Annotated in this window: 20 protein-coding genes; 3 read left to right on the top strand and 17 right to left on the bottom strand. The window is 61.7% G+C overall.

What is annotated here, in order from left to right:
- The 12 genes from MOV63_RS02330 to MOV63_RS02275 form a co-directional block, all read right to left on the bottom strand.
- Window positions 1-729, bottom strand: a complete 729-nt coding sequence (locus tag MOV63_RS02330; RefSeq protein ID WP_247031375.1) for an SDR family oxidoreductase — start codon at window positions 727-729, stop codon at window positions 1-3.
- 86 nt (window positions 730-815) lie between these two features.
- Window positions 816-1,877, bottom strand: a complete 1,062-nt coding sequence (locus MOV63_RS02325; RefSeq protein WP_247031374.1) for an ABC transporter ATP-binding protein — start codon at window positions 1,875-1,877, stop codon at window positions 816-818.
- 152 nt (window positions 1,878-2,029) lie between these two features.
- The gene (locus tag MOV63_RS02320) at window positions 2,030-3,463 is read right to left on the bottom strand and encodes an FAD-dependent oxidoreductase (RefSeq protein WP_247031372.1); all 1,434 of its coding nucleotides are present in this window, start codon (window positions 3,461-3,463) and stop codon (window positions 2,030-2,032) included.
- 109 nt (window positions 3,464-3,572) lie between these two features.
- Entirely contained in the window at window positions 3,573-4,868 is a 1,296-nt protein-coding gene (locus MOV63_RS02315) for an ABC transporter substrate-binding protein (RefSeq protein ID WP_247031370.1), read from the bottom strand.
- Between the two features lie 39 nt (window positions 4,869-4,907).
- Entirely contained in the window at window positions 4,908-5,741 is an 834-nt protein-coding gene (locus MOV63_RS02310) for a carbohydrate ABC transporter permease (protein ID WP_247031368.1), read from the bottom strand.
- A complete protein-coding gene (locus MOV63_RS02305) occupies window positions 5,731-6,600 on the bottom strand; it encodes a carbohydrate ABC transporter permease (RefSeq protein ID WP_244447595.1) in 870 nt (289 codons plus the stop codon). Before MOV63_RS02305 ends, MOV63_RS02310 begins: the two co-directional genes overlap by 11 nt.
- A gap of 57 nt (window positions 6,601-6,657) precedes the next feature.
- Complete coding sequence (locus tag MOV63_RS02300; RefSeq protein WP_247031366.1) at window positions 6,658-7,758, bottom strand: LacI family DNA-binding transcriptional regulator; 1,101 nt, start codon at window positions 7,756-7,758, stop codon at window positions 6,658-6,660.
- A 95-nt stretch (window positions 7,759-7,853) separates the two neighbouring features.
- Complete coding sequence (locus MOV63_RS02295; RefSeq protein WP_247031364.1) at window positions 7,854-9,590, bottom strand: M14 family zinc carboxypeptidase; 1,737 nt, start codon at window positions 9,588-9,590, stop codon at window positions 7,854-7,856.
- Window positions 9,587-10,432 (bottom strand): ABC transporter permease, encoded by an 846-nt coding sequence (locus tag MOV63_RS02290; RefSeq protein ID WP_247031362.1) that lies wholly within the window; start codon window positions 10,430-10,432, stop codon window positions 9,587-9,589. The genes MOV63_RS02295 and MOV63_RS02290 overlap by 4 nt, the downstream gene beginning before the upstream one ends.
- A 5-nt stretch (window positions 10,433-10,437) precedes the next feature.
- Complete coding sequence (locus tag MOV63_RS02285; RefSeq protein ID WP_247031360.1) at window positions 10,438-11,361, bottom strand: ABC transporter permease; 924 nt, start codon at window positions 11,359-11,361, stop codon at window positions 10,438-10,440.
- Window positions 11,362-11,427: 66 nt separating this feature from the next.
- Window positions 11,428-12,963: an ABC transporter substrate-binding protein gene (locus tag MOV63_RS02280; protein ID WP_247031358.1), complete on the bottom strand. Its 1,536-nt coding sequence runs from the start codon at window positions 12,961-12,963 to the stop codon at window positions 11,428-11,430.
- Window positions 12,964-13,000: 37 nt separating this feature from the next.
- Window positions 13,001-14,833: a dipeptide ABC transporter ATP-binding protein gene (locus MOV63_RS02275; protein WP_247031356.1), complete on the bottom strand. Its 1,833-nt coding sequence runs from the start codon at window positions 14,831-14,833 to the stop codon at window positions 13,001-13,003.
- A 349-nt stretch (window positions 14,834-15,182) separates the two neighbouring features.
- Here MOV63_RS02275 and MOV63_RS02270 point away from each other — a divergent pair, with 349 nt between their 5' ends.
- On the top strand, window positions 15,183-16,385 hold the full coding sequence (locus tag MOV63_RS02270) for a mandelate racemase/muconate lactonizing enzyme family protein (protein ID WP_247031354.1): 1,203 nt from the start codon (window positions 15,183-15,185) through the stop codon (window positions 16,383-16,385).
- Window positions 16,386-16,418: 33 nt separating this feature from the next.
- A complete protein-coding gene (locus MOV63_RS02265; protein WP_405029296.1) occupies window positions 16,419-17,312 on the top strand; it encodes a DMT family transporter in 894 nt (297 codons plus the stop codon).
- A gap of 61 nt (window positions 17,313-17,373) precedes the next feature.
- Here the strand turns inward: MOV63_RS02265 and MOV63_RS02260 are convergent, their stop codons facing one another.
- The 5 genes from MOV63_RS02260 to MOV63_RS02240 form a co-directional block, all read right to left on the bottom strand.
- Window positions 17,374-18,381 (bottom strand): TRAP transporter substrate-binding protein, encoded by a 1,008-nt coding sequence (locus tag MOV63_RS02260; protein ID WP_040124369.1) that lies wholly within the window; start codon window positions 18,379-18,381, stop codon window positions 17,374-17,376.
- Between the two features lie 32 nt (window positions 18,382-18,413).
- A complete protein-coding gene (locus MOV63_RS02255; protein ID WP_247031350.1) occupies window positions 18,414-19,691 on the bottom strand; it encodes a TRAP transporter large permease in 1,278 nt (425 codons plus the stop codon).
- The gene (locus MOV63_RS02250; RefSeq protein WP_247031348.1) at window positions 19,691-20,224 is read right to left on the bottom strand and encodes a TRAP transporter small permease; all 534 of its coding nucleotides are present in this window, start codon (window positions 20,222-20,224) and stop codon (window positions 19,691-19,693) included. The genes MOV63_RS02255 and MOV63_RS02250 overlap by 1 nt, the downstream gene beginning before the upstream one ends.
- 312 nt (window positions 20,225-20,536) lie before the next feature.
- On the bottom strand, window positions 20,537-21,271 hold the full coding sequence (locus tag MOV63_RS02245) for a FadR/GntR family transcriptional regulator (protein ID WP_041364345.1): 735 nt from the start codon (window positions 21,269-21,271) through the stop codon (window positions 20,537-20,539).
- A 35-nt stretch (window positions 21,272-21,306) separates the two neighbouring features.
- Entirely contained in the window at window positions 21,307-22,752 is a 1,446-nt protein-coding gene (locus MOV63_RS02240) for an FAD-binding oxidoreductase (protein WP_247031346.1), read from the bottom strand.
- Window positions 22,753-22,932: 180 nt separating this feature from the next.
- Here MOV63_RS02240 and denD point away from each other — a divergent pair, with 180 nt between their 5' ends.
- On the top strand, window positions 22,933-23,916 hold the full coding sequence (gene denD, locus MOV63_RS02235) for a D-erythronate dehydrogenase (RefSeq protein WP_247031344.1): 984 nt from the start codon (window positions 22,933-22,935) through the stop codon (window positions 23,914-23,916).
- The last annotated feature ends 145 nt before the right edge of the window (window positions 23,917-24,061 follow it).

The raw sequence follows: 24,061 nt of genomic DNA, 5'->3' as shown, positions 1-24,061 counted from the left end.
CTAGAGATCCGTGCTGAGAGGCAAAATGACGAGATCGCGAATAGTGATGTTGCGGGGTCTCGAGAGCATGAACATCACGGCTTCGGCGACTTCCGTCGCCTCCATCAAACCTCCCGCCGCGATCGCCTCATCGAGTTTCGCCTGGGGCCAATCGCTGATCAATGCGGTGATGACAGGCCCGGGTGCGACCGCGCCGACGCGGATGCCGTGTCTGGCGACCTGGCGCCGCACGGTGTGAACGAACGCCTGCACCGCATGTTTGGAGGCGGTGTAGATCGGCTCCCAGACGACCGGCACCAGGCCGGCAATCGAGCTGGTCATGATGATGTCGCCGGTCTTGCGCTCGACCATATGCGGCAGCACGGCCTGGACGGAACGGAAGGCGGCATTGATGTTGAGATTGAGCATGCGGTCCCAGGCATCCGGGTCGCCCTCGACCACCTCTCCGCCGATATAGGCGCCGGCATTGGCGTGGAAGATATCGAGCTTGCCGAACCGGTCGAGGATGCGCGGCATCATCGTTGCGACGCTGGAGGAATCGGTCAGATCGATCGCCAGCGGAAAGGCGTTCGGCCCCAGTTCAGAGCATAGCTTATCGAGCGTATCGCCCGCCCTGTCGACAAGTGCGACGCTGACGCCTTCGGCCAACAGGGCTCGGGCGCATTCGAGGCCGATGCCCGACGCCGCACCGGTCACTGCGGCCACCTTTCCGGAAAGATCCTGTCTCATGTCGTTCCTTGCTTCAATATTATTACAGTCGGTATGGGAGCCGCGTTGGAGCCGATTGCCGTGGCCCGGCTTGGCTTGTGCCCCGATCAGTGAAACAGATGCGCAGCCTGCGGGTTGAACTGAAACTCGGCGGCATCCCCGAACGCCAGTTCCACATCCACCGGGATTGCGGCGACCACGCGCTCGTTTTCGGCGGTATCGACCGCGATGATCGTCTCGGTTCCCAGACGCTCGACCAGCGCAATGCGCCCGCGAAGAGCTCCTTCGCCGTCCGTCGGCGGGCCAGGTTTCAGGAATTGCGGCCTGATCCCGAGCCAAGCCGGATCACCAACCGAAAAGCCTCTTCCCTTGACCGGGATCGGGGACATCGTATCGGAGGCGACCATCGCAGTATCGCCGGCGACCGACTGCACCTTCACGGGCAGGAAATTCATCTTCGGCGCACCGATAAAGCCTGCCACGAACTTGTTTGCCGGGTTCTTGTAGAGTTCCATCGGCGAGCCGACCTGCTGCACCAGGCCGCCGTCGAGCACGACGATCTTGTCGGCAAGCGTCATCGCTTCGATCTGGTCGTGGGTGACGTAGATCATCGTCGCCCCCAGGTCGCGATGCAGCTTGGCAAGCTCCATGCGCATGTCCACGCGAAGTGCTGCGTCAAGGTTCGAAAGCGGTTCGTCGAACAGGAAGACACCGGGCTTGCGCACGATCGCCCGGCCGATGGCGACGCGCTGGCGCTGGCCGCCGGAAAGCTGGCTCGGCTTGCGCTCCAGCAGATGCTCCATCTTCAGGATACGGGCCGCCTCGCGCACCCGCGCATCGAGCTCGGGTTTCGGCGTCTTGTTCAGGGAAAGCCCGAAGCCCATGTTGTCGTAGACGGTCATATGCGGATAAAGCGCATAGGACTGGAATACCATGGCGATCCCGCGCTCGCGCGGCTGCACCTCGTTGCAGAGCCGGTCGCCGATATAAAGCTCGCCGCCGGATATGTCTTCGAGACCCGCGATCATCCGCAGCAGCGTGGACTTGCCGCAGCCGGAAGGCCCGACAAACACCACGAATTCGCCGTCCTTGATCTCGAGGTTGACGCCCTTGATGATATCCACCGCGCCAAAACTCTTCTTGAGCCCGGCCAGACGCAAACTTGCCATGCTTCCTCACTTTCCTTGAAATCTTCGAGCACGGCACCGGCGGACAAGCCACCGGACCGCACCCGTCGCCCACGGTCCGCCTGTGGGCAAAACAAACGTTCCAAACCATCCCATTCCCGGCAGCGTGCACCGCCGGGCCTGCCGGTTTGCGGTCAGGCGTCTTCCAGTTCCCTTGCGCGCTCGGTGCTGTCCTTGACGCGCAGATAGGCGCCCTTGGCGATCAGCTGGCGGCGGAGTTCCTTGACGTCGATATCGGCCGGCGCGCGGTTGCTGCGCACCGAGATCTTTGCCGCCCGCCCTGCCGCTTCGCCCATCGCCATGCAGGTCGCCATGACGCGGATCGCGCCCATAGCCTCATGGGTGGTGGAAATCGCCCGGCCTGCGACGATCAGGTTGCTGACCTTGGTTGGGATGAGAGAGCGGTAAGGAATGTCGTAGCAGTCGCCGCACCAGATCAGCGTGCAGCCGTCGTCGGCAGGGCGGTGGATGTCGATCGGATAGCTGGCAACGGCAATCGAGTCGTCGAAATGGCGGCAGCCGAGCACGTCCTCCTGGTTCATCACATATTCGCCGATGATCCGGCGTGTTTCGCGGATGCCGAGGAAAGGCGCCGTCTTGGTGAAATAGGCCTTCTCGAAACCCGGGACGTAGTTGATCAGGTAGGTGACGATGTCGTCGATCTGGCCGCGGGCCTCGATTTCGCCCATCGTGAGGCTGGATGCATCCGTCCCATCGACGCCCTTGACGCGGGTCATGTTGATCCAGACTTCGCCGGCCTTCAGGCCGGTGATGATGATCGTGCGTTCATTGGCGATCTTCAGACCCATCTCGGCCTCCGCCTTGATGATCAGCTCGCGCAGGCCAACCACGATGAACTGATTGTTCTGACCGAAATACTCCGCCGGGATGAAGTCGGTGAGATAGGTGCGTGCCTGTGGCGGCTGGTTGGCGATGCTGAGGCGCAGCTTTTCGGTATCGACGCCGGCTATGCAGAACATCAGCGTTGGCGGCTGCATGCCGCCATTTTCGTTGCCCTTCTCGCAGGGGACGCCGGCGCGATAGGCGACGTCCGCGTCACCGGTGCAGTCGATGACGACCTTGCCGAGGATCGCGCCGCGGCCGCTCTTGCTCTCGGTGATGACCCCGCGGATCATGTCGCCGTCCATCACGACGCCGGCGCAGAAGGTGTAAAACAGCACCTCGACGCCCGCTTCCGTCAGCATTTCGAGCGCCACGGTCTTCACTGCTTCCGGTTCGACCAGCGTGATGCCCATGTGGAGCGGGCAGGGCCGGTGTTCGCTGGCGCCGTCGCGTGCCTTGAGGCGGTCGATGAATTTCTGTGGCAGGCCTTCGATGATCTGGTTGCCCTTCTGGCCGAGGAAACCGAGGACCGGAAGGCCGATGGTCATGTTGCCGCCGACGAAGCTGCGGCTTTCGATAAGTCCCACCCGAAGCCCGTCTTCCGCGGCGGCGAGCGCCGAGGTCAGGCCGGCCGGTCCGCCGCCGATAACGAGCACGTCATATTCCGCCATGATGGGGGTTGCCCGGGCGGGCTCCTGGATCGATCGACTGGTGGTGTTCAACATTGTCCTTGTCTCTTTCGTGGATGGACCTTCAGGGTCCCGCATCAATCATGCTAATTTCGGCGATATCCGACGTCCGGGCGGCTGGCGCCCGGACGGTCTTCACAAATGTTCAGGCCTGAAGCAGGGGCTTCACGCGCGTGGCGATCGAGGCCACTGCTTCCTTGACCTCCTTGCGGCCGAGGACAGCGAGCTGGACTTCCTCCAGGAAGATCGACTGGGCGCGTGCCGCTTCGGGGAAGGGCGGGAAGGCGCCGCGAGCATTCTTCAGCACCGCGGCCTCGACGGCGGCGACCGGGCTGTTCGCGGCGAAGGACTGGTCTGCATAGGTGGAGACGCGGACCGGGCCATTGCCATTCTTGGCCATGCCGAGCGTGGCGCGCTTGCTGGAGACTTCCTTGATGAACTTCCAGGACAGGTCCTTGTCCTTGGAGTTCGCGGGGATGACCATGCCCCAGGCCTCGACGATCGAGGACATCGGCATCTTGCCCTTGAGGCCCGCCGAGATCGGGAATTCGATCGCCTTGATCTTGCCGGGGTACTTGCTCTGTTCCTTGTTGTTGAGTTGAGCGAAGCGCGCGAAGGGCAGCACGGTGAAGGCGGCGCGGCCCTGCTGCAGCCAGGTCACCTGGTCGTCGTTTTTGGTGGTCGCGTAGCTGCGCGGCAGGGCGCCGCCCTCGAACATCTTGCGAAGGATGGTCAGGCCCTTTTCCATGGCCTCTGGATTCGGCAGCAGTTCGAACTTGGCGTTGATGAAATCGCCGCCGAAGGCGCGGGCGAACATGACCGGGAAGACGGCGAGGTCGCTTGCCAGCACCATGCCGGCGACCGGCGTGCCGGCCTTGGAGGTGAAGGTAAGCTTCTGGGCCTGCTCCACCAGTTCTTCGAGCGTCGTCGGCGGCGCGGTGATGCCCTGCTCTTCGAGGAGCGCTTCGTTATAGAAGAGGCCTTGGGTCGCGTGGCGGACCGGAATGCCGATCAGTCTGCCGTCGACGGTCATGCCTTGCACGAGGCCCGGTGCGATATCGCCGAAGTCCTCGATGGCATCCTTCTTGAGATAGGCATCGAGCGGCTCGAACATCGCGGCGATCTGCTTGGTCGGGCGATTGTCGACGATGTAACCGACATTGAAATCGGTAGCGCTGAGGCTCGCCTCGCGGAACAGGCGATCCTGCAGCGGATTGGAATCGAACGTCGTCCAGACGACGTCTGCATCGTTTGTCGCGCGCCAGTCCTTGAGCAGGTCACCGTCGCCGGTGCCGAGCACCGTCTGGTGCACCTTGTGGCTCAAGACGTTGAGCGTCTTGCCCGCCGCAAACGACGGCCCTGCGGCGAGCATCGCCGCTCCTCCCATCGCGGTGCCTAAGAAGCCGCGCCGTGTGATGTTGGTAAGCGATTTGTCTGACATGATTTCCCTCCCTTGCAGACAGTTGAATAACCCTGGTGACTAACCCTTGGTCGCGCCGGCGGTGAGGCCGGCCACGAGATAGCGGTTCATGAAGATGACGAAGAGCAGAACCGGTATGAGCTGGACGGTGGACGCCGCAAACAGCACGCCCCAGTCGACGCCGTCGATCGATCCGATCATTTCGGAGATCACCAGCGGTGCGGTCTTGGCCTTGGTCGCGGTGAAGATGAAGGCGAACAGGAACTCATTCCAGGCAAAGACGACGACGAAGACGGCGACCGCGAGAATGCCGGGTGCCGCGAGCGGCACGATGACGCGCCTTAAGATCGTCAGCCGCTTGGCGCCATCGATCTGGGCCGCTTCGTCGAGTTCACGCGGAATCTGGTCGATGAAGGTGCGCATCAGCACCGTGCCGAGCGACACGAAGAAGGTCGCGTAAAGCACCATCAGCACGATATGCGTGTCGTTGAGGCCGATCGCGTTGATGATCGGAAACAGCGGCAGCGTCACCACGATCGGCGGAATGAGGCGCACGATGATCAGGAACATCACGCTCGCATCCAGCATCCGGCTGCTATAGCGCGAGTAGACGTAACCCGCCGCCGTGCTGGTGGTGATCGCGATGATGGTCGCACCGGCAGTGATGATGGTGCTGTTCAGAAGTCCGGAAAAGAACACGCCCCAGCCGTTCCAGAGTTCGACATAGTGCTGCACTGTCGGCGAAAAGACGAGTTTCGGCGGCACGGCGAAAATGTCCTGGCCGGGCTTGAACGACGACAAAACGAGGAAGGCGATCGGAAACAGCGACCAGACGAGGATGACCGCGACCGCGACTGTTTTTCCAAGGCCGATGGCGAGCTTGTCAGTGCGCATTGCCGGCCACCTGCTTGCGAAGGAGGAAGACATAACCGGTCGCCAGAAGCAGCGACGCGAGCACCATGATCCAGGCGGTGGCGGCCGCCGTGCCGAAGGCGTTGAAGCTGAACGCCTCCTGATAGAGATAGACCGCGACGACCTCCGTCGAACGGGCAGGCCCGCCCTGGGTCATCAGCCAGACTTCCGAGAAGATGCGGAAGGCGAAGATATAGCGGAACAGCAGCGCCACGACGATCGCCGGCCCGAGCAGCGGTATCGTCACGCGGCGGAAGGCATCGAAAGGTTTGGCGCCGTCGATGCGGGCCGCCTCGTAGAGATCCTTCGGGATCGCCAGGCGCGCCGCATAAAGAATGATGAAGGTGAAGGGCAGGTGCAGCCAGATGGTCAGCAGGCCGATCATGATCAGCGCGTGAGACGGCTCGAAGGACCAGTCGAGCATCGGCAGCCCGAGCCATGTCAGCATGGCGGTGACCGGACCGACATCCGGATCGAACAGGAAACGCCACATGGCGACGGCGATGACTTCGCTGACGGCATAGGGCGCCAGGACCGCAACAAGGAGAACGCGCCGGCACGGCAGGCCGCTTGCAAACAGCAGCGCCATTCCAAGCCCGAGCGCCAGTTCCAGATGGACTGCGAAGATGACGATGAGGACGGTGTTGCCGAGCGCCAGCAGGAAGGCCGGATCGGTCAGCACCTTGATATAGTTCTGAAGGCCCACGAAAGTCGCGGACTGCCCGAAACTGGAGGCATGCAGGCTGAGCCATACGACATAAAACGACGGTATGACGATGACACTGAGGATCAGTATCTGTACCGGCGCCAGGAATGGCACGACCTCGGTGATCTTGTTCAAACGCAAAATGCTCCTCCCATGCGAGCGTAGTCTTTGACTGGCGTTCTTGCCCGACGCCTAGTGGATGCGGTTCGGTCGCTCCTTGACCTTGTCCGGCGTATCGGCCGGCTGTTCCTCCACAACTTTCAGAAGCCCCTCCACGGGCGGTGACACGAGGCGGCGGGTCGAATCCCGGACCTGAAGGCTGGTGTTGAGAATGCTCGGCGACGGCGCCGAGGCATCGCCCCGCATGCGCTTCTGCAGCCGTTCCCAGGCAAGGTGGGCGATCCCGTCGACCGGCTGCCGGATCGCGGTCAGGGCCGTCTTGCGGGCGCTCATCCATGTGTAGTCGTCGAAGCCGATGATCGAGACCTGGTCGGGAATGTCGATCCGCTGCCTTGCGAGCGCGGTGAGGACCGCAAGCGTGGTGACGTTGGTCAGGGCAAAGACCGCCGAAGGCAAAGGATGGCGTTCGAGCCAGTGGGCGAAGATTTCGGCGCCCCGTTCGGCATTGGAGCCGAGCGCGATCGCCACGGGCTCGCGGCCGATCATCTCGCGCACGATCGACGTCGCGCCGCGGACACGCTCGCGGATCGGCGCGATATCGAGATGCGAGGCGGCAAGCACGATATCGGTATGGCCCATCTCGACGAGATAACGGCCGGCGATTTCTCCCGCCTCGAAATTGTCGATCGTCACCGTATCGGCGGCGGCCGATTGCGGGATCACACGGTCGACGAGCACGGTCGGCAGATGCCCAACTTCGCGGGCAAGTGCTGCCGGTATCGTATCGGAGCAGGGCACGGCGATAATGCCCGAAGGCCGCCAGCCGAGCAGCGTCTGCAGCCTGGATTCCTCCAGTTGCCGGTCGTCTCGCGAGCTCGCGACGATGACGTCGTAACCGTCCTTCAATGCCATCACCTCGATGCGCGAGATGAGCGAGGTGAAGAACGTGTCGTCCAGATCCGGCACGAGGACGCCGACCACCCGGGCCTTGCCGGATTTCAGCTGCGAAGCGGCGCGGTCGATCTGGAAGGACAGGTCCTTCGCAGCCTGCTCGACCTTCTCGCGCAGATCGTCGTTCACCGGCTTGCGGCCGCTGAAAACGTTCGACACGGTGGCGATCGAAACGCCTGCACGTTCGGCGACTTCCTTGAGCGTTGCACGTTTGCGGGACACCGCAGCCTCACTGTTAAACGTTTTACCGTTAAACGTTTAACACCTCTTGCCGGATAAGCAAGAGGAAATGCGTGCCGAGTGTTTGCCGGAAATAACTATGCCGAAGGTTGCGGGCTCGCGGCCGGTTCCTCGATCGCCTGGATCGCATCATAGGCGGCAAGCACGGTCTCCATCTGCGCCGTGTGACCCTGGATGAAGGCCGAGCCATAGATGGTTTCGTCCGGATATTCGGTGATCAGCGTCAGCGGAACCGTGTGGCGGTCGTCTATCGAGATCAGACAGGGGAAACCGTTGATGATGCGGAAGCCGGTCTCGCCGGCATGGGTTTCGAAAAGCCTGATCTGGGCCGCGTTATAGGCGACGAGGCCGGGAATGGCGGCGAGGTGGCGGCTGACGCGGTCGATCAGGATTTTCGCCTGAGCGGTCCATTCGGCGTGATGGCGCATGATGAGGAAAAAGCCCTTCGGCACCGTCCACATGGCGAATGTGCGCGGCACGTAGCCGGAAAGCGGCCGCGTCCATTCATGCGAGGGATAACCGTGCAGGTTGACGTGCAGCTTGGCGCCGCTCAGGCTTTCCGCCTCGATGCGGATCGCCTTTTCGAAGAGCTCCTTGCCGGAGCGGTATTCGAGATCGTCGCCGAGCGCGGTGTAGCGCGCCGCATGATGCATGTGCAGCGGGTTGTCAGTGCGAAGGCGCCAATGCACCTGATAACCGTCGGGATTTTCGAGCGGCGAGATGACGAAATGCGAATTTGGCCTTGAGTGAAGCGTCTGCGCGGCGCGCAGCGCCCCGACGATGCCGGTCGTCTCGTTGGCATGCTGGCCGCCGCTGATGATGACGGGTTTGTCGCCGCCGGCGTGATAGCGGGCCTCCACGGCACGGCCGGTCCGCGAGAGGGCTTGGAAGGCGACGCCATCGATCGCGGCGAGTTCCCGGCGGATCTGCGCCACCGAGACCGGCGACACGGCGGAGGCAAGGCGCTGCGGCTCGGTCACGGCCTCGGAGGTCCACAGTGCCCGTGTTTCGATGCGGACGGAGACGGTTTCTCCGTCGCGGATTTCCGGGATGATCTGGCCCGGCTGCAGGCCGCGGTCGCCGATCGGCCGGCCGGCCTTTTTCTGGAAGACTTCGAGAAGCGAGAAATAGAAATCCTCGTGCAGCGCCTCGCGCAGGCTGACAGCCTCTTCGCCCACGGCCAGACGCCGGTCTTCGGCCGGCAGGGTGACGGCGATGTTGAGCTCGTCGAAATAAGGCTCCGTCGCCCCCCAATCATGCGCCGCGATGGCTTCGACGGCCGAGGAGAACAGGAGCTCGTAGTCAGTCTCCAGCCGTTCGCCGGCCCCCCCGTCGAGGCACAGCCAGCCGGTCGGCGACAGCAGCGTTTCGCCGATGAAATCGGTGTGGAGCCGGTTCGGCGCAAAAACCTTATGGGCTTCGGTGCTGCCGTCCTTTGCGGTCAGCGTCAGAGCGTAAAAGGCATCTTCAGCCCCCGCTTCGAAGGTCAGCCGCGCTTCGTTTACAAGACCGGCCAGAGGATAGGCCTCGAGCAGGAAACGGTTTTTCGGGCAGGCCGTGTGAACCGGATAAACGATGTGCAGGGCCGAGAGGTTGTCGAGCTCGACCTCTTCGAGGAGGAAATGCAGCAGGGGCTTATAGGCGCTGCGGAACTTCGCCTCGACGCCGGTGGCGGCGAGCTTCGCTTCGGCCTGCCTGCGGCTCTTCTCGTCGTCGAAAACCCAGGCTTCGATCTTCGTGCCCTTGGTGCCGGAAAAACGTGCGACGAGGGCATCGAGCGTGCGCTCGACCTGCTGTTCGTGGATCAGTGTCATGCGGAGGTTCTGCCTGTGGGATCGAGACTGTCGCGCAGCCAGTCGCCGAGGAGGTTGAGGCCAAGGACGGTGAGGAGGATGGCAAGGCCCGGGAAGACGCTGACCCACCAGGCGGTCTGCAGATAGGTGCGGCCTTCGGCGAGCATGCCGCCCCAACTCGGAATGGTCGGATCGATGCCGAGGCCGAGGAAGGTGAGGCTCGATTCGAGCAGGATGTTGGTGGCGACGTTGAGCGTCATCAGCACGATGACCGGGCCGATCAGGTTGGGCAGCAGATGCTGGACGATGATGCGCCAGTTCTTGACCCCGATGGCACGGGCCGAAAGGATGAATTCGCGCTCGCGCAGCGTCAGCACAGAGCCGCGCACCAGGCGGGCATATTGCACCCATTGCGAGACGATCAGCAGGATGATGGTGTTCGTCAGCCCGCCACCGACGATGGCGATGAAGGTGATGGCGAGCAGGATGAAGGGGAGCGCCAGCTGGATATCGGCAAAACGCATCACCAGCATGTCCCAGATGCCACGGTAATAACCGGCGATCAGGCCCATGAAGACACCTATCGTGACGCCGCCGGCGACGGAGACGAAGCCGACCAGAAGCGAGATCTTGCCGCCGGCCATGACGCGCGCAAGCACGTCGCGCCCGAGCGGGTCGGTGCCGAAGACATGTGCCGGCCTGACGAAGGGTGGCACGAGGCGCGACATCAGGTCGATCTTGTCGGCGCCGCCGGGAAAGATCACGCCGGAGAAGATGACGGCAAGGCCGATCACGCCGACCAGCAGGGCGCCGAGGACAAATTCGAGCTTCAGGAAATTCGAGGAAGCAGTGCGCGAGGCCATGGCTCTCACTCCGTCCGGATACGGGGATCGACGAGGCCGTAGGCGATGTCGACGATGAGATTGATGCCGATGATCATCAGCGACAGGACGGTGATGACCGCCTGCAGCACCGGATAATCACGGGCGCCGACGGCATCGAAGGCGAGCGTGCCGAGGCCCGGCCAGTTGAAGACGCGTTCGACGACGACGATACCGCCAAGCAGGCCGCCGAACTGCAGGCCGAAATAGGTGATCAGCGGAATGGCGCAGTTGCGCAGCGCGTGCTTGTAGAGCACCGCGTTTTCGCTGAGGCCCTTGGCACGGGCGACCATGATATATTGCGAGCGCAGCGTCTCCAGCATGGTGGTGCGCACGAGGCGGACATTGGTCGCCGTCAGGATGATGCCCATGGTGACGGCCGGTAGGATGAAGCTTTCAAATCCGTCCATGCCGCTTGGCGGAAGCAGCGGCACTGCAATCGCGAACAGCAGCACGAGCATGGTGGCCAGCCAGAAATTGGGGAAGGACAGGCCGACGAGCGACAGGATGCGGATCATCTGGTCGGCCCACTTGCCACGCGCGGTGGCGGCCTTGATGCCGAGCGGAATGGAAATGACGATCGAGACGAACAGCGAGGTGAAAGCGAGCGCCAGCGTCGCCGGCAGCGCCTTGCCGATCAGCAGCGACACCGGCGTGCCGCCCAGAAAGCTCTTGCCGAAATCGAGCGTGAAGATGCCCTTCAGGAAATTCAGGTACTGAACGAAGAACGGTTCGTTGAGGCCGAGACCCTCGCGGATGCGCACGAGATCGGCCTCGGTGACGCTGCCGGCGCCTTGCGTCAGCATCAGCGCCGGGTCACCGGTGAGGCGGATCGCGAAAGCGACCGTCAGCGTCACGGCAATCACGACGAAAATCGCCTGCAAAAGGCGTTTTACCAGGAATACGGCCAATCTCTCGTTCCTCGTTTTCTTGTCGGAGCCGCCGCCTCCACTCGAAGGCGGCGGCTCCGCGAAGTCTTAGTCGACGGTGACGTCGGTGAACTTCAAACGGCTGTCCGGCACCGGCGTAAAGTTCTTCACGCGCTTGCTGATGCCGAAGATGGCGTTCAAGTTGTAGAGCGGCATTTCCAGCGCCCGGTCTGCTGCGTAATGGGCGATTTCCTGCAGAACCTTCTCGCGCTCGGCGACATTGGTGATGGTGCGCTGCTTGGCAAGCAGTTCGTCCATCTTCGGGTCGCTGTCGTAGGGGTTCCACTTTTCGCCGGTATGGTACATGGCGACGGCCGTGTTGTCGTAGTCGAGCGTCCAGCCGCCCCAGGACTGCTGGAACATCGCGCCGGTCTTGCCGCCCGGAATGATGTCGTTCAGGAGAACGTTGGTCTCATAGGGCTTGATCGTCGCGGTGATGCCGATCGTCTGCAGATAGGCGGAGATCGCCTGGGCGACTTCGATGAAGGTCGCTTCGTTGCCGCGAAGGTCGATTTGTACGGCAGCGCCCGGCGCGACGCCGGCTTCCTTCAGCAAAGCCTGTGCCTTGACCGGATCGTAGGGAAGCGGCTTCATGGCCTTGTCGAAGCCGAAGGACAGCGGCCCCTGGAAGCTTGCGATCGGCTGTGCCTGGCCGCCGAGGATCGACTTGATGATCGCATCGCGATCGACCCCCATGATCAGCGCCTGGCGAACCTTCGGATCCTTGGTGATGCCGTCGCGCGTGTTGAAGCGCAGCGCATAGACCGTCGGGCCCGGCGAGGTGACCACGGCAAGCTTGGCATTGCCCTGGATGGTCGGGATCATGCCGATCGGAATGGTCGGCGGAATGACGAGGTCGACGCGGCCGGCCTGGAGTTCGGCAACGGCTGTCGCCGGCTCGGAGATGAACTTATATTCGAGGTCCGAGATTTTCGGCGCGCCGCCGAAGTAATCGGCATTGGCGGCGAGAACGATGTTCACCTTCGGCTCGTAGGAAACGAACTTGAAGGCGCCGGTGCCGACCGGATGGGCGTTGAAATAGGCATCGCCCTTTTCGGTGATGTATTTCGGCGGCACGATCATGCCGCCGTAACCGGCAAGCTTCGTCAGGATGACCGGATCGGCCACCTTCAGCTTCATGTCGATCGTGTTGGCATCGACAACGTCGACGCTGCCGATCGAATTGTAGTTGGATTGCTGCGGCCCCTTGGCGCCTTCCGGGCCGAGCAGGCGGTCGAAGGTGAACTTCACCGCATCGGCATTGAAGGCCTCGCCATTGTGGAATTTGACGCCTTCACGCAGCTTGAAGCGGATGCGCATGCCGTTGTCGAGCACTTCCCAGGAGGTCGCAAGACCCGGGACGAGCTTCAGGTCGGGGCCGCGATAGGTAAGGCCGTCGAAGATATTGGTCGAGACAGAGGCCCAGTTGACCAGGAATGTGTCGATCGGATCCCAGCTGCCCGGATCCTGCGGCGAAGACACGGTCAGCTTGCCGGCCGCGAGAGCCGAGACCGGCGCGAATGCGACGCCTGCGAGCGCCATCGCCACAAATGCCGTCCGCAAACCCCTCTGCATTTTTATCATCGTTTTTGCTCCTGTTGAAAAACCGAATGTCAAATCGTCATGCACCGCGCGCCACGTAGTGGCCTGGCGCGATTTCCTCCCGGGCGAGAAGCACCGGTTCGTTCCCAACAGCCCTGATCGGGCTCGGAATGTCGCCCTCGATCATCGCCAGCGGCTTGCGCCGGCGCGGATCGGCGACCGGCACGGCCGACAGAAGCCGGCGCGTATAGTCGTGCGACGGCGTTTCGAAGATCTGGCGGCGATTGCCGAATTCCATGATCTGGCCCAGATAGAGAACCGCCACTCGGTGGCTCATCTTCTCGACCACGGCCATGTCATGGCTGATGAAGAGGTAGGCGAGGCCACGCTCTTCCTGCAGATCCATGAACAGGTTGATGATCTGCGCCTGGATCGAGACATCGAGTGCGGACAGTGCCTCATCGGCAATGATCAGCTTCGGTTTCGAGGCGAGCGCGCGGGCGATGCAAACGCGCTGGCGCTGGCCGCCGGAGAACTCGTGCGGATAACGGCGGGCGTGCGCGGAGGTGAGGCCGACCCGCTCGAGCAGGGCATCGACGGTTTTTGCGATCTCCTTCTCGCTGTCGAGAAGGCCGTGGGTGCGGATCGGCTCGGCGATCGAGAAGCCCACCGTCTTGCGCGGATCGAGCGAGGCGAACGGGTCCTGGAAGATATATTGCACGTCCCGGCGCAGGTTGTGGCGCTCGGCCATGCTCATCGCTGACAATGGTTTGCCCGAGAAGGTGATATTGCCCGCCGTTGCCTTCTGAAGCTGCTGGATGGTGCGGCCGATCGTCGACTTGCCCGATCCGGATTCGCCGACCAGCGCCAGCGTCTCGCCTGGATGGATGTCGAAAGAGACCTTTTCCACGGCATGGACGCGGTGTGTGACCTTGCCGAGCAGGCCCTTCTTGATGTCGAAACGCACCACGAGATCGCGCACCGACAGCAGCGGATCGGCGTCATAGCGGGCGGTATCCTGGATGCGTTCGATGCCCGAAAGCTTCGGCTCTCCACCTTCGAGCACGGTCAACGGCAGGCGCTTGGGAAACTCCTCGCCGGTCATGCTGCCGAGCTTTGGCACCGCCGCGAGCAGCGTGCGGGTATAGGCATTGATGGGTTTCTCGAAAATGTCGAGCGCCTTGCCCTTTTCCACCGCCTTGCCCTTCCACATCACGACCACGTCGTCTGCCATCTCGGCGACGACGCCCATGTCATGGGTGATGAAGATGACGGCGGCACCGAGTTCCTTCTGCAGGTCGCGCAGGATATTGAGGATCTGCGCCTGGATGGTGACGTCGAGCGCGGTGGTCGGCTCGTCGGCGATCAGCAGCCTGGGCCGGCAGGCAAGTGCCATGGCGATCATCACGCGCTGGCGCATGCCACCGGAAAGCTGGTGCGGATAACGGGTCAGCAGTTCCGCCGCATCCGGCAGCCGCACCATGTCGAGAAGCCGCTTCGCCTCGGCAAGTGCTGCGCTGTTCGACTTGCCCTCGTGCAGTTTCAGGATTTCGGCCACCTGATCGCCGATCGTGAAGACCGGGTTGAGCGAGGTCATCGGCTCCTGGAAGATCATCGAGATCTCCTTGCCGCGAATGCTGCGCATCTTCTTCTGGTCGAGTTTCAGGAGATCGATCTCGCCGCCTGATGTCTGGAACAGGATGCGGCCGGTCGGGTAGTTGGCGCCGAGCATATCGGCAAGCCGCATGATCGACAGCGAGGTCACCGACTTGCCCGAACCGGACTCGCCGACGATCGCGACGGTCTGGCCGGCCGAAACGGAAAAGCTCAGGTTCTCGATGACGCGGGAGGCGCCGAACTCGACCGAAAGGTCATCCACGGCCAGAAGCGGGGTGGGGGCGGTTGGCGTCACTCGGGGAACTCCTACCGGATAATGGCGGCGCAGGCCGCTCGAATGAGGGCGTCGACGGCGGGATCCATAAGATGCTCATGACGTTTGGCACGGCAGCTGTCGGCAGCCACGCTCACCGTCATCTGCCTGCTCTCCCATGTATGGCGGCCCCGAATTTCTTTCGGTTTTTCCGTCACCTGCCTCACCCTTGCCTTGATAAGAATATGTCATCACTTTGTCGACATTTTGTCAACGGCGCAATAGGCTGATTTTGCCCAGCCCAGGTCGTGGTGTTCTGCGGGCGGGAAAATGCAAATCCTGCCTTACCAAAGACCGCGGCCTGTGGTTGAATTTCGCCAAGGGAGGAAACATGAAAATCACCAAGCTTGAAACTGTGCGCGTCGCAGAGCGTGCGAACCTGTTGTGGGTCCTTGTCCACACCGACGAGGGAATTACCGGCCTCGGCGAAACCTTTTTCGGCGCCGAGACCGTGGAGAGCTACATCCACGAATATGTCGCTCCAAGGGTCATCGGCCGCGACCCGCTCCAGATCGACCTCCTGGCGCAGGAACTGGTCGGTTATATCGGGTTTCGATCCTCAGGCGCGGAAGTGCGGGGCAATTCGGCGTTCGATATCGCCCTCTGGGACATTTTCGGAAAAGTCACGGACCAGCCGATCGCCCAACTGCTCGGAGGCTTCAGCCGTAGGGAAATCCGCACCTACAATACCTGCGCCGGCACGGAATATATCAAGAAGGCCACCGGCCAGGCGACCGCCAACTACGGTCTGACCGGCGGCACAGCTTACGACGATTTGAACGGCTTTCTGCATCGTGCCGACGAACTGGCCTTGTCGCTGCTCGAGGAGGGCATCACGGCGATGAAGATTTGGCCGTTCGACGCGGCTGCGGAAAGGACGAAGGGCCAGTATATCTCGATGCCGGACCTGAAGCTTGCGCTTCAGCCTTTCGAGAAGATCCGCAAGGCCGTTGGCGACAGGATGGATATCATGGTCGAGTTCCATTCCATGTGGCAGCTCCTGCCGGCCATGCAGATCGCCAAGGCCCTGACCCCTTACCAGACCTTCTGGCATGAAGATCCGATCAAGATGGACAGCCTGTCGAGCCTGAAGCGTTATGCGGACGTATCGCCGGCGCCGATCTCAGCCTCGGAGACGCTCGCGACCCGCTGGGGATTTCGCGACTACCTGGAAACCGGCGTCGCCGGCATCGTCATGCTCGACATTTCCTGGTGCGGCGGCCTTTCGGAAGCCCGCAAGATCGCGTCCATGGCGGAAGCCTGGCATCTGCCGGTCGCGCCGCACGACTGCACCGGCCCGGTCGTTCTCTGCGCGTCCACCCATCTGTCTCTCAACGCGCCGAATGCACTGGTGCAGGAAAGCGTGCGCGCGTTCTACAGGACGTGGTATCGCGATCTGGTGACGGCGCTGCCGGAGGTGAAGAACGGCATGATTACTGTTCCGCCAGGTCCGGGTCTTGGGCTGGAGCTCAACCCTGAGCTCGATCGTGCCTTCACCGTCAGCCGGCGGACGTCCGACGCCTCCATTTTCTAAGGTGCGACTGAAATGACGATATCCTCGGCGACCATGCTCAGAACCGCGAGCATGACCGGCCCGATGCTGATGCTTCTCGGCATGTTGATGTTTGCCTTGAACGACGCCATGGGCAAATGGCTCGTCGCGAATTATGGGCTGGGTCAGGTTGTCCTGATCCGCAGCCTTGCGGCGCTGATCATCCTGGTGCCGATGGTCTGGAAGGCAGGTTTTAGCAATCTGCTGACCGTCGAACGGCCCGGCATGCAGTTCTTCCGCGTGGCATTTTCGACGGCTGAGGTGTTCTGCTTCTATTATGCGGTCATGTATCTGCCGCTCGCTGACGTCATGACCTATTGGCTGGCGGCGCCGATCTATGTCGCGGCCTGCTCGCCCTTTCTGCTTGGCGAGAAGGTCGGCTGGCGACGCTGGACGGCGATTGCCGTCGGCTTTGTCGGCGTCATCATCACGCTCGAACCTTCGAGCGCCATGTTCAGCATGCCGGCGGTCATTTCGATCGTCGGCAGCGCCGCGTTTGCCTTCATGCTGATTTCCGGACGTTTCCTGCGCGGTACGCCGGATAGTGCGCTGGTGTTTTTCCAGGTCGTTGGCGCCGGCATCGCCGGCCTCGCCTTCGCGCCCTTGGACTGGTCGCCGATCGCGTCGAACCGTGACCTTGTTCTGCTCGGACTGCTCGGCATCGTCGCCATGGCGGCGCATATGCTGGTCAACCGCGCCCTCAAGATCTCCGATGCTGCGACCGTCGCGCCGCTTCAATATACGTTGCTGCTCTGGGCGGTGATCTTCGGCTGGATGTTTTTCGGCGATATGCCGAGGCTCGGCATGATGATCGGGGCAGCCCTGATCGTCGCTTCCGGCCTCTTCATCTTCATCCGCGAACAAATGCTCAAGAAGCGCCAGAGCGTGCTTCCCGCCATTCCCGAATAGAGAAAGCCCGCGATCGCTCGCGGGCTTTCCCAAATGGTCGCTGTCGCGCAAAGCCTTCGGCTTACTTCTTGCGGACTTCCTTGAGCTCGGCGACAATGTTATCGACCACCTCGGCGCCGATTTCAGCCTTGTGCTTCTCATAGACGACCGCGGACTTTTCGCGGATGCGCTGCTGCTCTTCCGGCGACAGCGTGTTGACCTGCAGGCCAGCCGCCTTGATCTTCTCGAGCGACTTCTTGTTCAAATCGCCGATCACCTGGCGCTCCACGTCGCGTCCGACGACTGCGCAGGCGCGCAAGGCTGCCTGCTCGTCCGGCGCATAGGTGTTGAATATCGCCTTGGAGAACAGGAAGAGGAATGGCGTGTAGGCGTGGTTCGTCTCCGTGACATATTTCTGCACTTCGAAGAACTTCGACGTGTCGATCGTCACGTAGGGATTTTCCTGCGCGTCGATCGCCTTGGTTTCGAGAGCCGAGAAGACTTCGCCGAAAGCCATCGGGGTGGCGTTGGCGCCGAGGTTCTGGAAGGTATCGAGGAAGATGTTGTTCTGCATGACGCGAACCTTCATCCCCGAGAAGTCTTCCCACTTGGTGACGGGGCGAACCGAGTTCGACAGGTTGCGGAAGCCGTTTTCCCAATAGGCGAGGTTGACGAGGCCGGCAGCGTCGAGCTTCTGGTTCATCATGTCGCCGAACTTGCCGTCGAGGACCTTGTAGGCTTCCTGGGCGTTGCCGAAGAGGAAGGGCAGATCGAAAACGCCGAGGGCGGGGACGATGCCGACCAGCGGCGACGACGACGTCACCACGGCTTCCTGGACGCCGGAACGCAGCGCCTGGGTGGCCTGCAGGTCGCCGCCGAGTGCGCCGCCCCAGAAGGCGGTCAACTTCATCTTGCCGCCAGACTTCTCGTCCAGGCATTTCTGCATCGCATTGATGCCGTTTCCAACCGGATGGTCGGCATTGATGCCGTTCGAGACGCGGATGTTGCGCGCCTTGAATTCGGCGAAGGCCGGTACGGCCGACGCGCATGCGATGGCAAGGGCGGTGGTCGTCAGTAACAGTTTTCTCATATTATCCTCCCATGGATGAGCTTGAGACAGGTTTAATGGAGCCAGCGTGCAGGCACGAGCACGAGGTCTGGAAACAGGACCAGCAGGAACAGCACAATCGTTTCGGCAATCAGGAACGGCCAGACCCCGGCCGTCACCTTGCCAAGCGGAATGCGCGCTACGCCGCTGACCACGTTCAATACGACGCCGACCGGCGGAGTGATGAGGCCGATGGAGTTGTTCATGATGAACAGCACCCCGAAATAGACCGGATCAATTCCCGCCTGCTTGACGATCGGCATCAGGACCGGCGTCAGGATCAGGATGGTCGGCGTCAGATCGAGCGCCGTGCCGACGACCAGCACCAGGATCATGATGGCGAACATCAGCAGCATCGGACGGTCGATCAGCGGCTCGATATAACCGACGATCTCGGACGGAATATTGGCGGCGGTGATCAGCCATGAGGACACCAGTGCCGAAGCCACCAGGAACATGATGACCGATGTGGTCTTGGCAGCCTGCAGGATGACACGCGGCAGTTCGCTCGGTTTAAGCTCCCGATAGATGACCATGCCGACGAAGAGCGCATAGGCGGCGGCAACCACCGCAGCTTCGGTCGGCGTCATGATGCCGGCCTTGATGCCGCCAAGAATGATCACCGGCATGCCGAGCGCCCAAGCGGCCCTGCCGGTCACATGCAGCCGCTCGCTCATCGGCGCTTTCGGTAACGGCTGGACCTTGTCCCGGCGCACGGTGATCAGCCAGGCGATGACCAGCGCCGCGCCCATCAGGATGCCGGGAAAGATGCCGGCGAGGAAAAGCTGGGTAATCGACACGTTGGCCGCGACGCCGAATACGATAAAGGCCATCGACGGCGGAATGATCGGCGCGATAATGCCGCCCGCCGCTATAAGACCGCCGGAACGGGGCACGTTATAGCCAGCCTTCGCCATCATCGGGATAAGGATGGCGGCAAGGGCTGCCGTATCGGCAGCGGCCGAGCCCGAAATGCTGGCCATGATGACGGCTGCCATGATCGCGACAATGCCGAGGCCGCCGCGGATATGGCCGACACAGGCAATCGCGAAATCGATGATGCGGCGCGACAGGCCGCCGGAGTTCATCAGCTCACCGGCCAGGATGAAGAATGGAATGGCAAGCAGGGTAAAGGTGTCGACACCGGCGATCATGTTCTGGGCGATGATCTGGGTGTTGAACATGTCCATGTACCACATGAGCACGACGCCGCAGAACATCAGTGAGAACGCGACGGGCACGCCAATCGCCATGGCTCCGAGAAGCGATACGATGAATACGATAAGTGTCATCAGGTACGCTCCGCCATCTGCTCGATCGTCAGGTTTTCACCGGCAAAGATGCTGATCTCCTCCGCCGTCGCGCGGCCGGTGACATAGCGGAACAGCCGCTCCAGCGCGATCAGCGACAAGCCGGCGCCGGTAAACAGGCCGATGCCGTAGACCCAGATCATCGAAATGCCGGTCACCGGCGCGCTCATGCTGGCGTTGATGTCGAACTGCTGCCAGGTCCCCCAGAAAAAGATCATCGAGCAAGCGAGGATGATGAGGTTAGACAGGATCATGCAGACGAGCCGGCCCTTGCGGCCGAAAAGCGCCACGACACTTTCGACGCCAAGGTGACCATGTTCGCGAAAGGCGACGACTGCGCCGACGAAGCTCAGCCAGACGAAGAAGTAGCGGGACAATTCCTCAGAGACGGACATGCCGGAATTGAAGGCGTAGCGAAGAACCACATTGGCAAACACCATGATCGCCATTGCTGAAAGCAGCAGGATCAATAGGACTTCCAATGCCTTAAAAAATAGATCGATTGCCTTTTGCATATTCCCCTCCCGAATTCCTACAAACGCCCGCGCCGGGCGAGCGTCTTCGTCACCGTCGACAACCTCAAGCTCCGCTCCGGGCATTTGCCCCGATGATCCGCTTCATCGACCAGCGGCTCAAGCGGCAGGCTGGACGTCACGATGCGGTTTCCTATTTGATATGCGATCAGCCTCTCCTCCATCGCAAAGACCTCTCCAGCGCCCCCTCAATTGTCAGGATGTCTGACAACCCTCCACCTGCGGTATCTCTAAAGACAGTTTTACCCGCTGTCCAGCGGCCCTTGGCCTGTTTCAGGAAATCGCTGGATCGATCTAACTTGAGCCCCGGCCGACACCCCAATAAACCTCCAATTGAAGGTCGAGGCGGCTTGCCGCGCCGTGGAGATGATGGCGCATCGCTTCCCGGGCACGGACCGGATCGCGGCTCGCGAGGGCGTCGCGGATCGCGACATGTTCGGCGATCGTCACCTCGACGATTTCCGTCAATACGGCTGCCTCCCGAGCCGTATTGATGGCAAGATGAATTCGCTCCGCGATGAAACCGATGAATAGCAGGAAGTATTCGTTATGCGTGGAAGCCGCGATCTGGCGATGAAAGGCGAGGTCGGCGAGAATGCCTTTTTCGGTCCACTTCTCTCCGCCCGTCATCTGCTCGAGCGCTTCGTCGAGCCTCACAAGGTCTTCGTCCGTGTGATTGACCGCGGCGAGACCGGCAGCTTCGATCTCCAGTGGCAGCCTCAGCTGAAACAGGCTTTGAAAACTGGCTCGGTGGGCGAGATTGCCCTGTTCGATGCGAATCGAATGGCGGTGCTCGATATCGGTGGCAAACGCTCCGACACCCTGCCGGGTCTCGACCAGGCCCTCATTGCGAAGCTGCGCGATCGCCTCGCGCACGACAGACCGGCTGACGCCAAAGGTCTTTGCCAGAATATGTTCGGTGGGCAATTTTTCGCCGGCCGTTATCCGGCCGTCGCTGATCTCGCGTCCGATCTGCGACGCGATCCGGGCGGGCAGGTGTTCGTTTCGTCTGATCTGGCTGAAGTCCATTACCACGGCGCCGGCTCTCCCCTTGTGACGCTCTTCTACGACTTCCCGGTAAAATTCAACTGGCAGCCCGGGTTCATCACCATGTCAGGATCGATGGCATTCTTGATAGCCGTCAGCAGTCGGCGCTTGGTTTCGGGGAGGCGTGCATCGAAATCCGCCCGCTTGAGCCGGCCGATGCCATGTTCGGCGCTGAGGCTGCCGTGGAAACGATCCAGCACCTGGTTCAGGATCGTTTTCGACTGATAGATCCTTTCGAGCCGCTGCTGATGGGGCAGTTCCACGGACGGCAGAACGTTGAGATGAACATTTCCATCTCCGACATGACCGTAGGAGACACAGACGCAATCGGGCAGCGCTTCGTGGATCGCCTTTTCGGCCTCGGCGACAAAGGAAGGTACCTTGGAGAGCGGAACCGAAACGTCGCTGCGCATATGAACTCCACGTTTCGCCTGACCCTCGTTCATTCCTTCACGAATCAGCCAAAGGTTTCTCGCCTGCGCCTGTGACGAGGCAATCGCGCCGTCGACGACGATGCCATCTTCCATGACCCCTTCGAGGAACCGCTGCATCAGGTTGTCGATATCGACGAGGCCCGAGCCGGATACTTCCATGAGGACATAGCAGGGATAATCGGTCGCCATCGGGATCGGCAGGTCCGGAATGGCCTCACGGGCGAGCGTGAAGGCAAGCGGCGGCATGAATTCGAAGGCTGACATCAGGTCGCTGCAGTCGCGCCGGGCACGGCGATAGAGGGTGATCGCATCCTCCAGGGATGCGAGACCGACAAGGGCGGTCGTAACCTGATCCGGATAGGGCGTCAGCTTGATCGATGCGGCGGTGACGATGCCGAGCGTTCCCTCGGCGCCGATGAAGAGCTGCTTTAGATCTATGCCGCGATTGTCCTTCCGGAGCGTTGAAAGCCCGTCGAAAATCGTGCCGTCCGGCAGGACGACCTCCAGGCCCAGCACCAGTTCGCGCGTCATGCCGTATCGGAGCACGTTGATGCCGCCGGCATTGGTCGAAATATTGCCGCCGATCCGGCAGCTTCCCTGCGCACCGAGTGCCAGCGGAAAGAACATCCCCTCTGCGGCGATAGCTTCCTTCAGTTCCCACAGGATGCAGCCCGCCTCGACGACGGCGGAAAAGTCGTCGGCGTCGATCTTGCGGATGCGGTTCATGCGTTCGAGGCTGAGAACGACCTGACGCTCCGGCATATCCGGGATAGCGCCCAGCACCAGGCCGGTATTGCCTCCCTGCGGGACAACCGCGAGGCCGAGTTCACGGCAGGCTTTGACGCAAGCGGCCACGTCTTCCGTCGACCGCGGCCTGAGGACGGCAACCGCCGAACTCGTGACGTCGCCGTGCCAGTCGCGACAATACCGCGCCATCGCATCCGCATCCGTCAAGACAAGGTCTTCGCCAAGCATCGATCGCAGGAGGAGGCGATGCTCTCCGGACGGGTCAGTTTGCAGGCTCGTCATTCTCGGTGGTTCCTTTGGAAGATCCGTCCCTTGGCTGGATAGTTTGATTTGCTCTGCGCCTTGTCTCGGCGCACAACTATCCTGTTTTCAACGGAAGCATATAAGGTTATCAGACAACCGTACAATATAAATATTAGCGTATCCGGGCAGTCGTCGCCTCGGGTCGAGACGGGAGGAAGCATGCATATTCTGATCATAGGCGCGGCCGGGATGGTAGGCCGCAAACTGACGGCGCGTCTCATTGCGGAGGGCGGCATTCTCGGCAAGCCGATCGACAAGCTGACCCTCGTCGACGTCGTGAAGCCCGAGCACCCACAGGGGGTTTCCGGCTCCGTGGTGTCGAGCGATGCCGACCTCTCGATGCCGGGCGAGGCTGAAAAACTCATCAGGACCCGCCCCGACGTGATCTTCCACCTTGCCGCGATCGTTTCGGCGGAGGCTGAACTCGATTTCGAAAAGGGCTACCGGGTCAACCTGGATGGCACCCGCTACCTGTTCGATGCGATCCGCCTCGCAAATGGCGAGGACGGCTACAGGCCGCGGGTCGTCTTCACGTCGTCCATCGCTGTCGCGGGTGCCCCGCTGCCATTCCCCATTCCCGATGATTTCCACCTGACGCCGCTTACCAGCTATGGCACCCAGAAGGCCATTTCAGAGCTGCTTCTTTCGGACTACACCCGCCGCGGTTTCTTCGAGGGCATCGGCATTCGACTGCCGACCGTGTGCATCAGGCCCGGCAAACCGAACAAGGCCGCATCCGGCTTCTTTTCCAACATTCTGCGGGAGCCGTTGATCGGGCAGGAGGCGATCCTGCCCGTGTCGGATGACGTGCGCCACTGGCATACGTCGCCTCGCTCGGCCGTCGGATACCTCGTCCATGCGGCGAATATGGATCTCGATCAGGTCGGCCCGCATCGCAATCTTTCCATGCCGGGCGTCAGTGCGACCGTCGGCGAGCAGATCGATGCGCTCCGCCGGGTGGGGGGCGAAAGAGCGGTAAACCTCATTCGTCGGGTACCGGACGAGATGATCATGAAAATGGTTGCGGGCTGGGCGCCCGGTTTCGAGGCAAAACGCGCCACCGCCCTCGGCTTTACCGCGGAGAAAAATTTCGACGAGATCATCCGGGTCCACATCGAGGATGAGCTCGGAGGCTGCGCGTGATGAGAAATCCGCGCGGCGACTAAAGGGTTTGTCCTTCAAAACGAACGGTGGCCTTCGCTCAGATGTCCGAATGCTTCAGAACGAGGCCGCTGCCGACACACCCCGATCGTCGGATCATCAGGGGCAGCGTCGATTGTCGCTTGGC

This window comes from Neorhizobium sp. SHOUNA12A (assembly GCF_023006505.1).
Lineage (GTDB): Bacteria > Pseudomonadota > Alphaproteobacteria > Rhizobiales > Rhizobiaceae > Neorhizobium.
Note: the sequence above shows the minus strand (reverse complement) of the source record. Positions and strands in the feature narration are given on the sequence as shown.

What these genes read in the sequence shown, in the direction of transcription:
- MOV63_RS02260 (WP_040124369.1), bottom strand. Translation starts at nt 18,381, where the DNA reads ATGAGAAAACTGTTACTGACGACCACCGCCCTTGCCATCGCATGCGCG.
- MOV63_RS02245 (WP_041364345.1), bottom strand. Translation starts at nt 21,271, where the DNA reads ATGGACTTCAGCCAGATCAGACGAAACGAACACCTGCCCGCCCGGATC.
- MOV63_RS02295 (WP_247031364.1), bottom strand. Translation starts at nt 9,590, where the DNA reads ATGACACTGATCCACGAACAGCAGGTCGAGCGCACGCTCGATGCCCTC.
- MOV63_RS02325 (WP_247031374.1), bottom strand. Translation starts at nt 1,877, where the DNA reads ATGGCAAGTTTGCGTCTGGCCGGGCTCAAGAAGAGTTTTGGCGCGGTG.
- MOV63_RS02320 (WP_247031372.1), bottom strand. Translation starts at nt 3,463, where the DNA reads ATGTTGAACACCACCAGTCGATCGATCCAGGAGCCCGCCCGGGCAACC.
- MOV63_RS02330 (WP_247031375.1), bottom strand. Translation starts at nt 729, where the DNA reads ATGAGACAGGATCTTTCCGGAAAGGTGGCCGCAGTGACCGGTGCGGCG.
- MOV63_RS02310 (WP_247031368.1), bottom strand. Translation starts at nt 5,741, where the DNA reads ATGCGCACTGACAAGCTCGCCATCGGCCTTGGAAAAACAGTCGCGGTC.
- MOV63_RS02290 (WP_247031362.1), bottom strand. Translation starts at nt 10,432, where the DNA reads ATGGCCTCGCGCACTGCTTCCTCGAATTTCCTGAAGCTCGAATTTGTC.
- denD (WP_247031344.1), top strand. Translation starts at nt 22,933, where the DNA reads ATGCATATTCTGATCATAGGCGCGGCCGGGATGGTAGGCCGCAAACTG.
- MOV63_RS02250 (WP_247031348.1), bottom strand. Translation starts at nt 20,224, where the DNA reads ATGCAAAAGGCAATCGATCTATTTTTTAAGGCATTGGAAGTCCTATTG.
- MOV63_RS02240 (WP_247031346.1), bottom strand. Translation starts at nt 22,752, where the DNA reads ATGACGAGCCTGCAAACTGACCCGTCCGGAGAGCATCGCCTCCTCCTG.
- MOV63_RS02270 (WP_247031354.1), top strand. Translation starts at nt 15,183, where the DNA reads ATGAAAATCACCAAGCTTGAAACTGTGCGCGTCGCAGAGCGTGCGAAC.
- MOV63_RS02265 (WP_405029296.1), top strand. Translation starts at nt 16,419, where the DNA reads ATGCTCAGAACCGCGAGCATGACCGGCCCGATGCTGATGCTTCTCGGC.
- MOV63_RS02255 (WP_247031350.1), bottom strand. Translation starts at nt 19,691, where the DNA reads ATGACACTTATCGTATTCATCGTATCGCTTCTCGGAGCCATGGCGATT.
- MOV63_RS02280 (WP_247031358.1), bottom strand. Translation starts at nt 12,963, where the DNA reads ATGATAAAAATGCAGAGGGGTTTGCGGACGGCATTTGTGGCGATGGCG.
- MOV63_RS02315 (WP_247031370.1), bottom strand. Translation starts at nt 4,868, where the DNA reads ATGTCAGACAAATCGCTTACCAACATCACACGGCGCGGCTTCTTAGGC.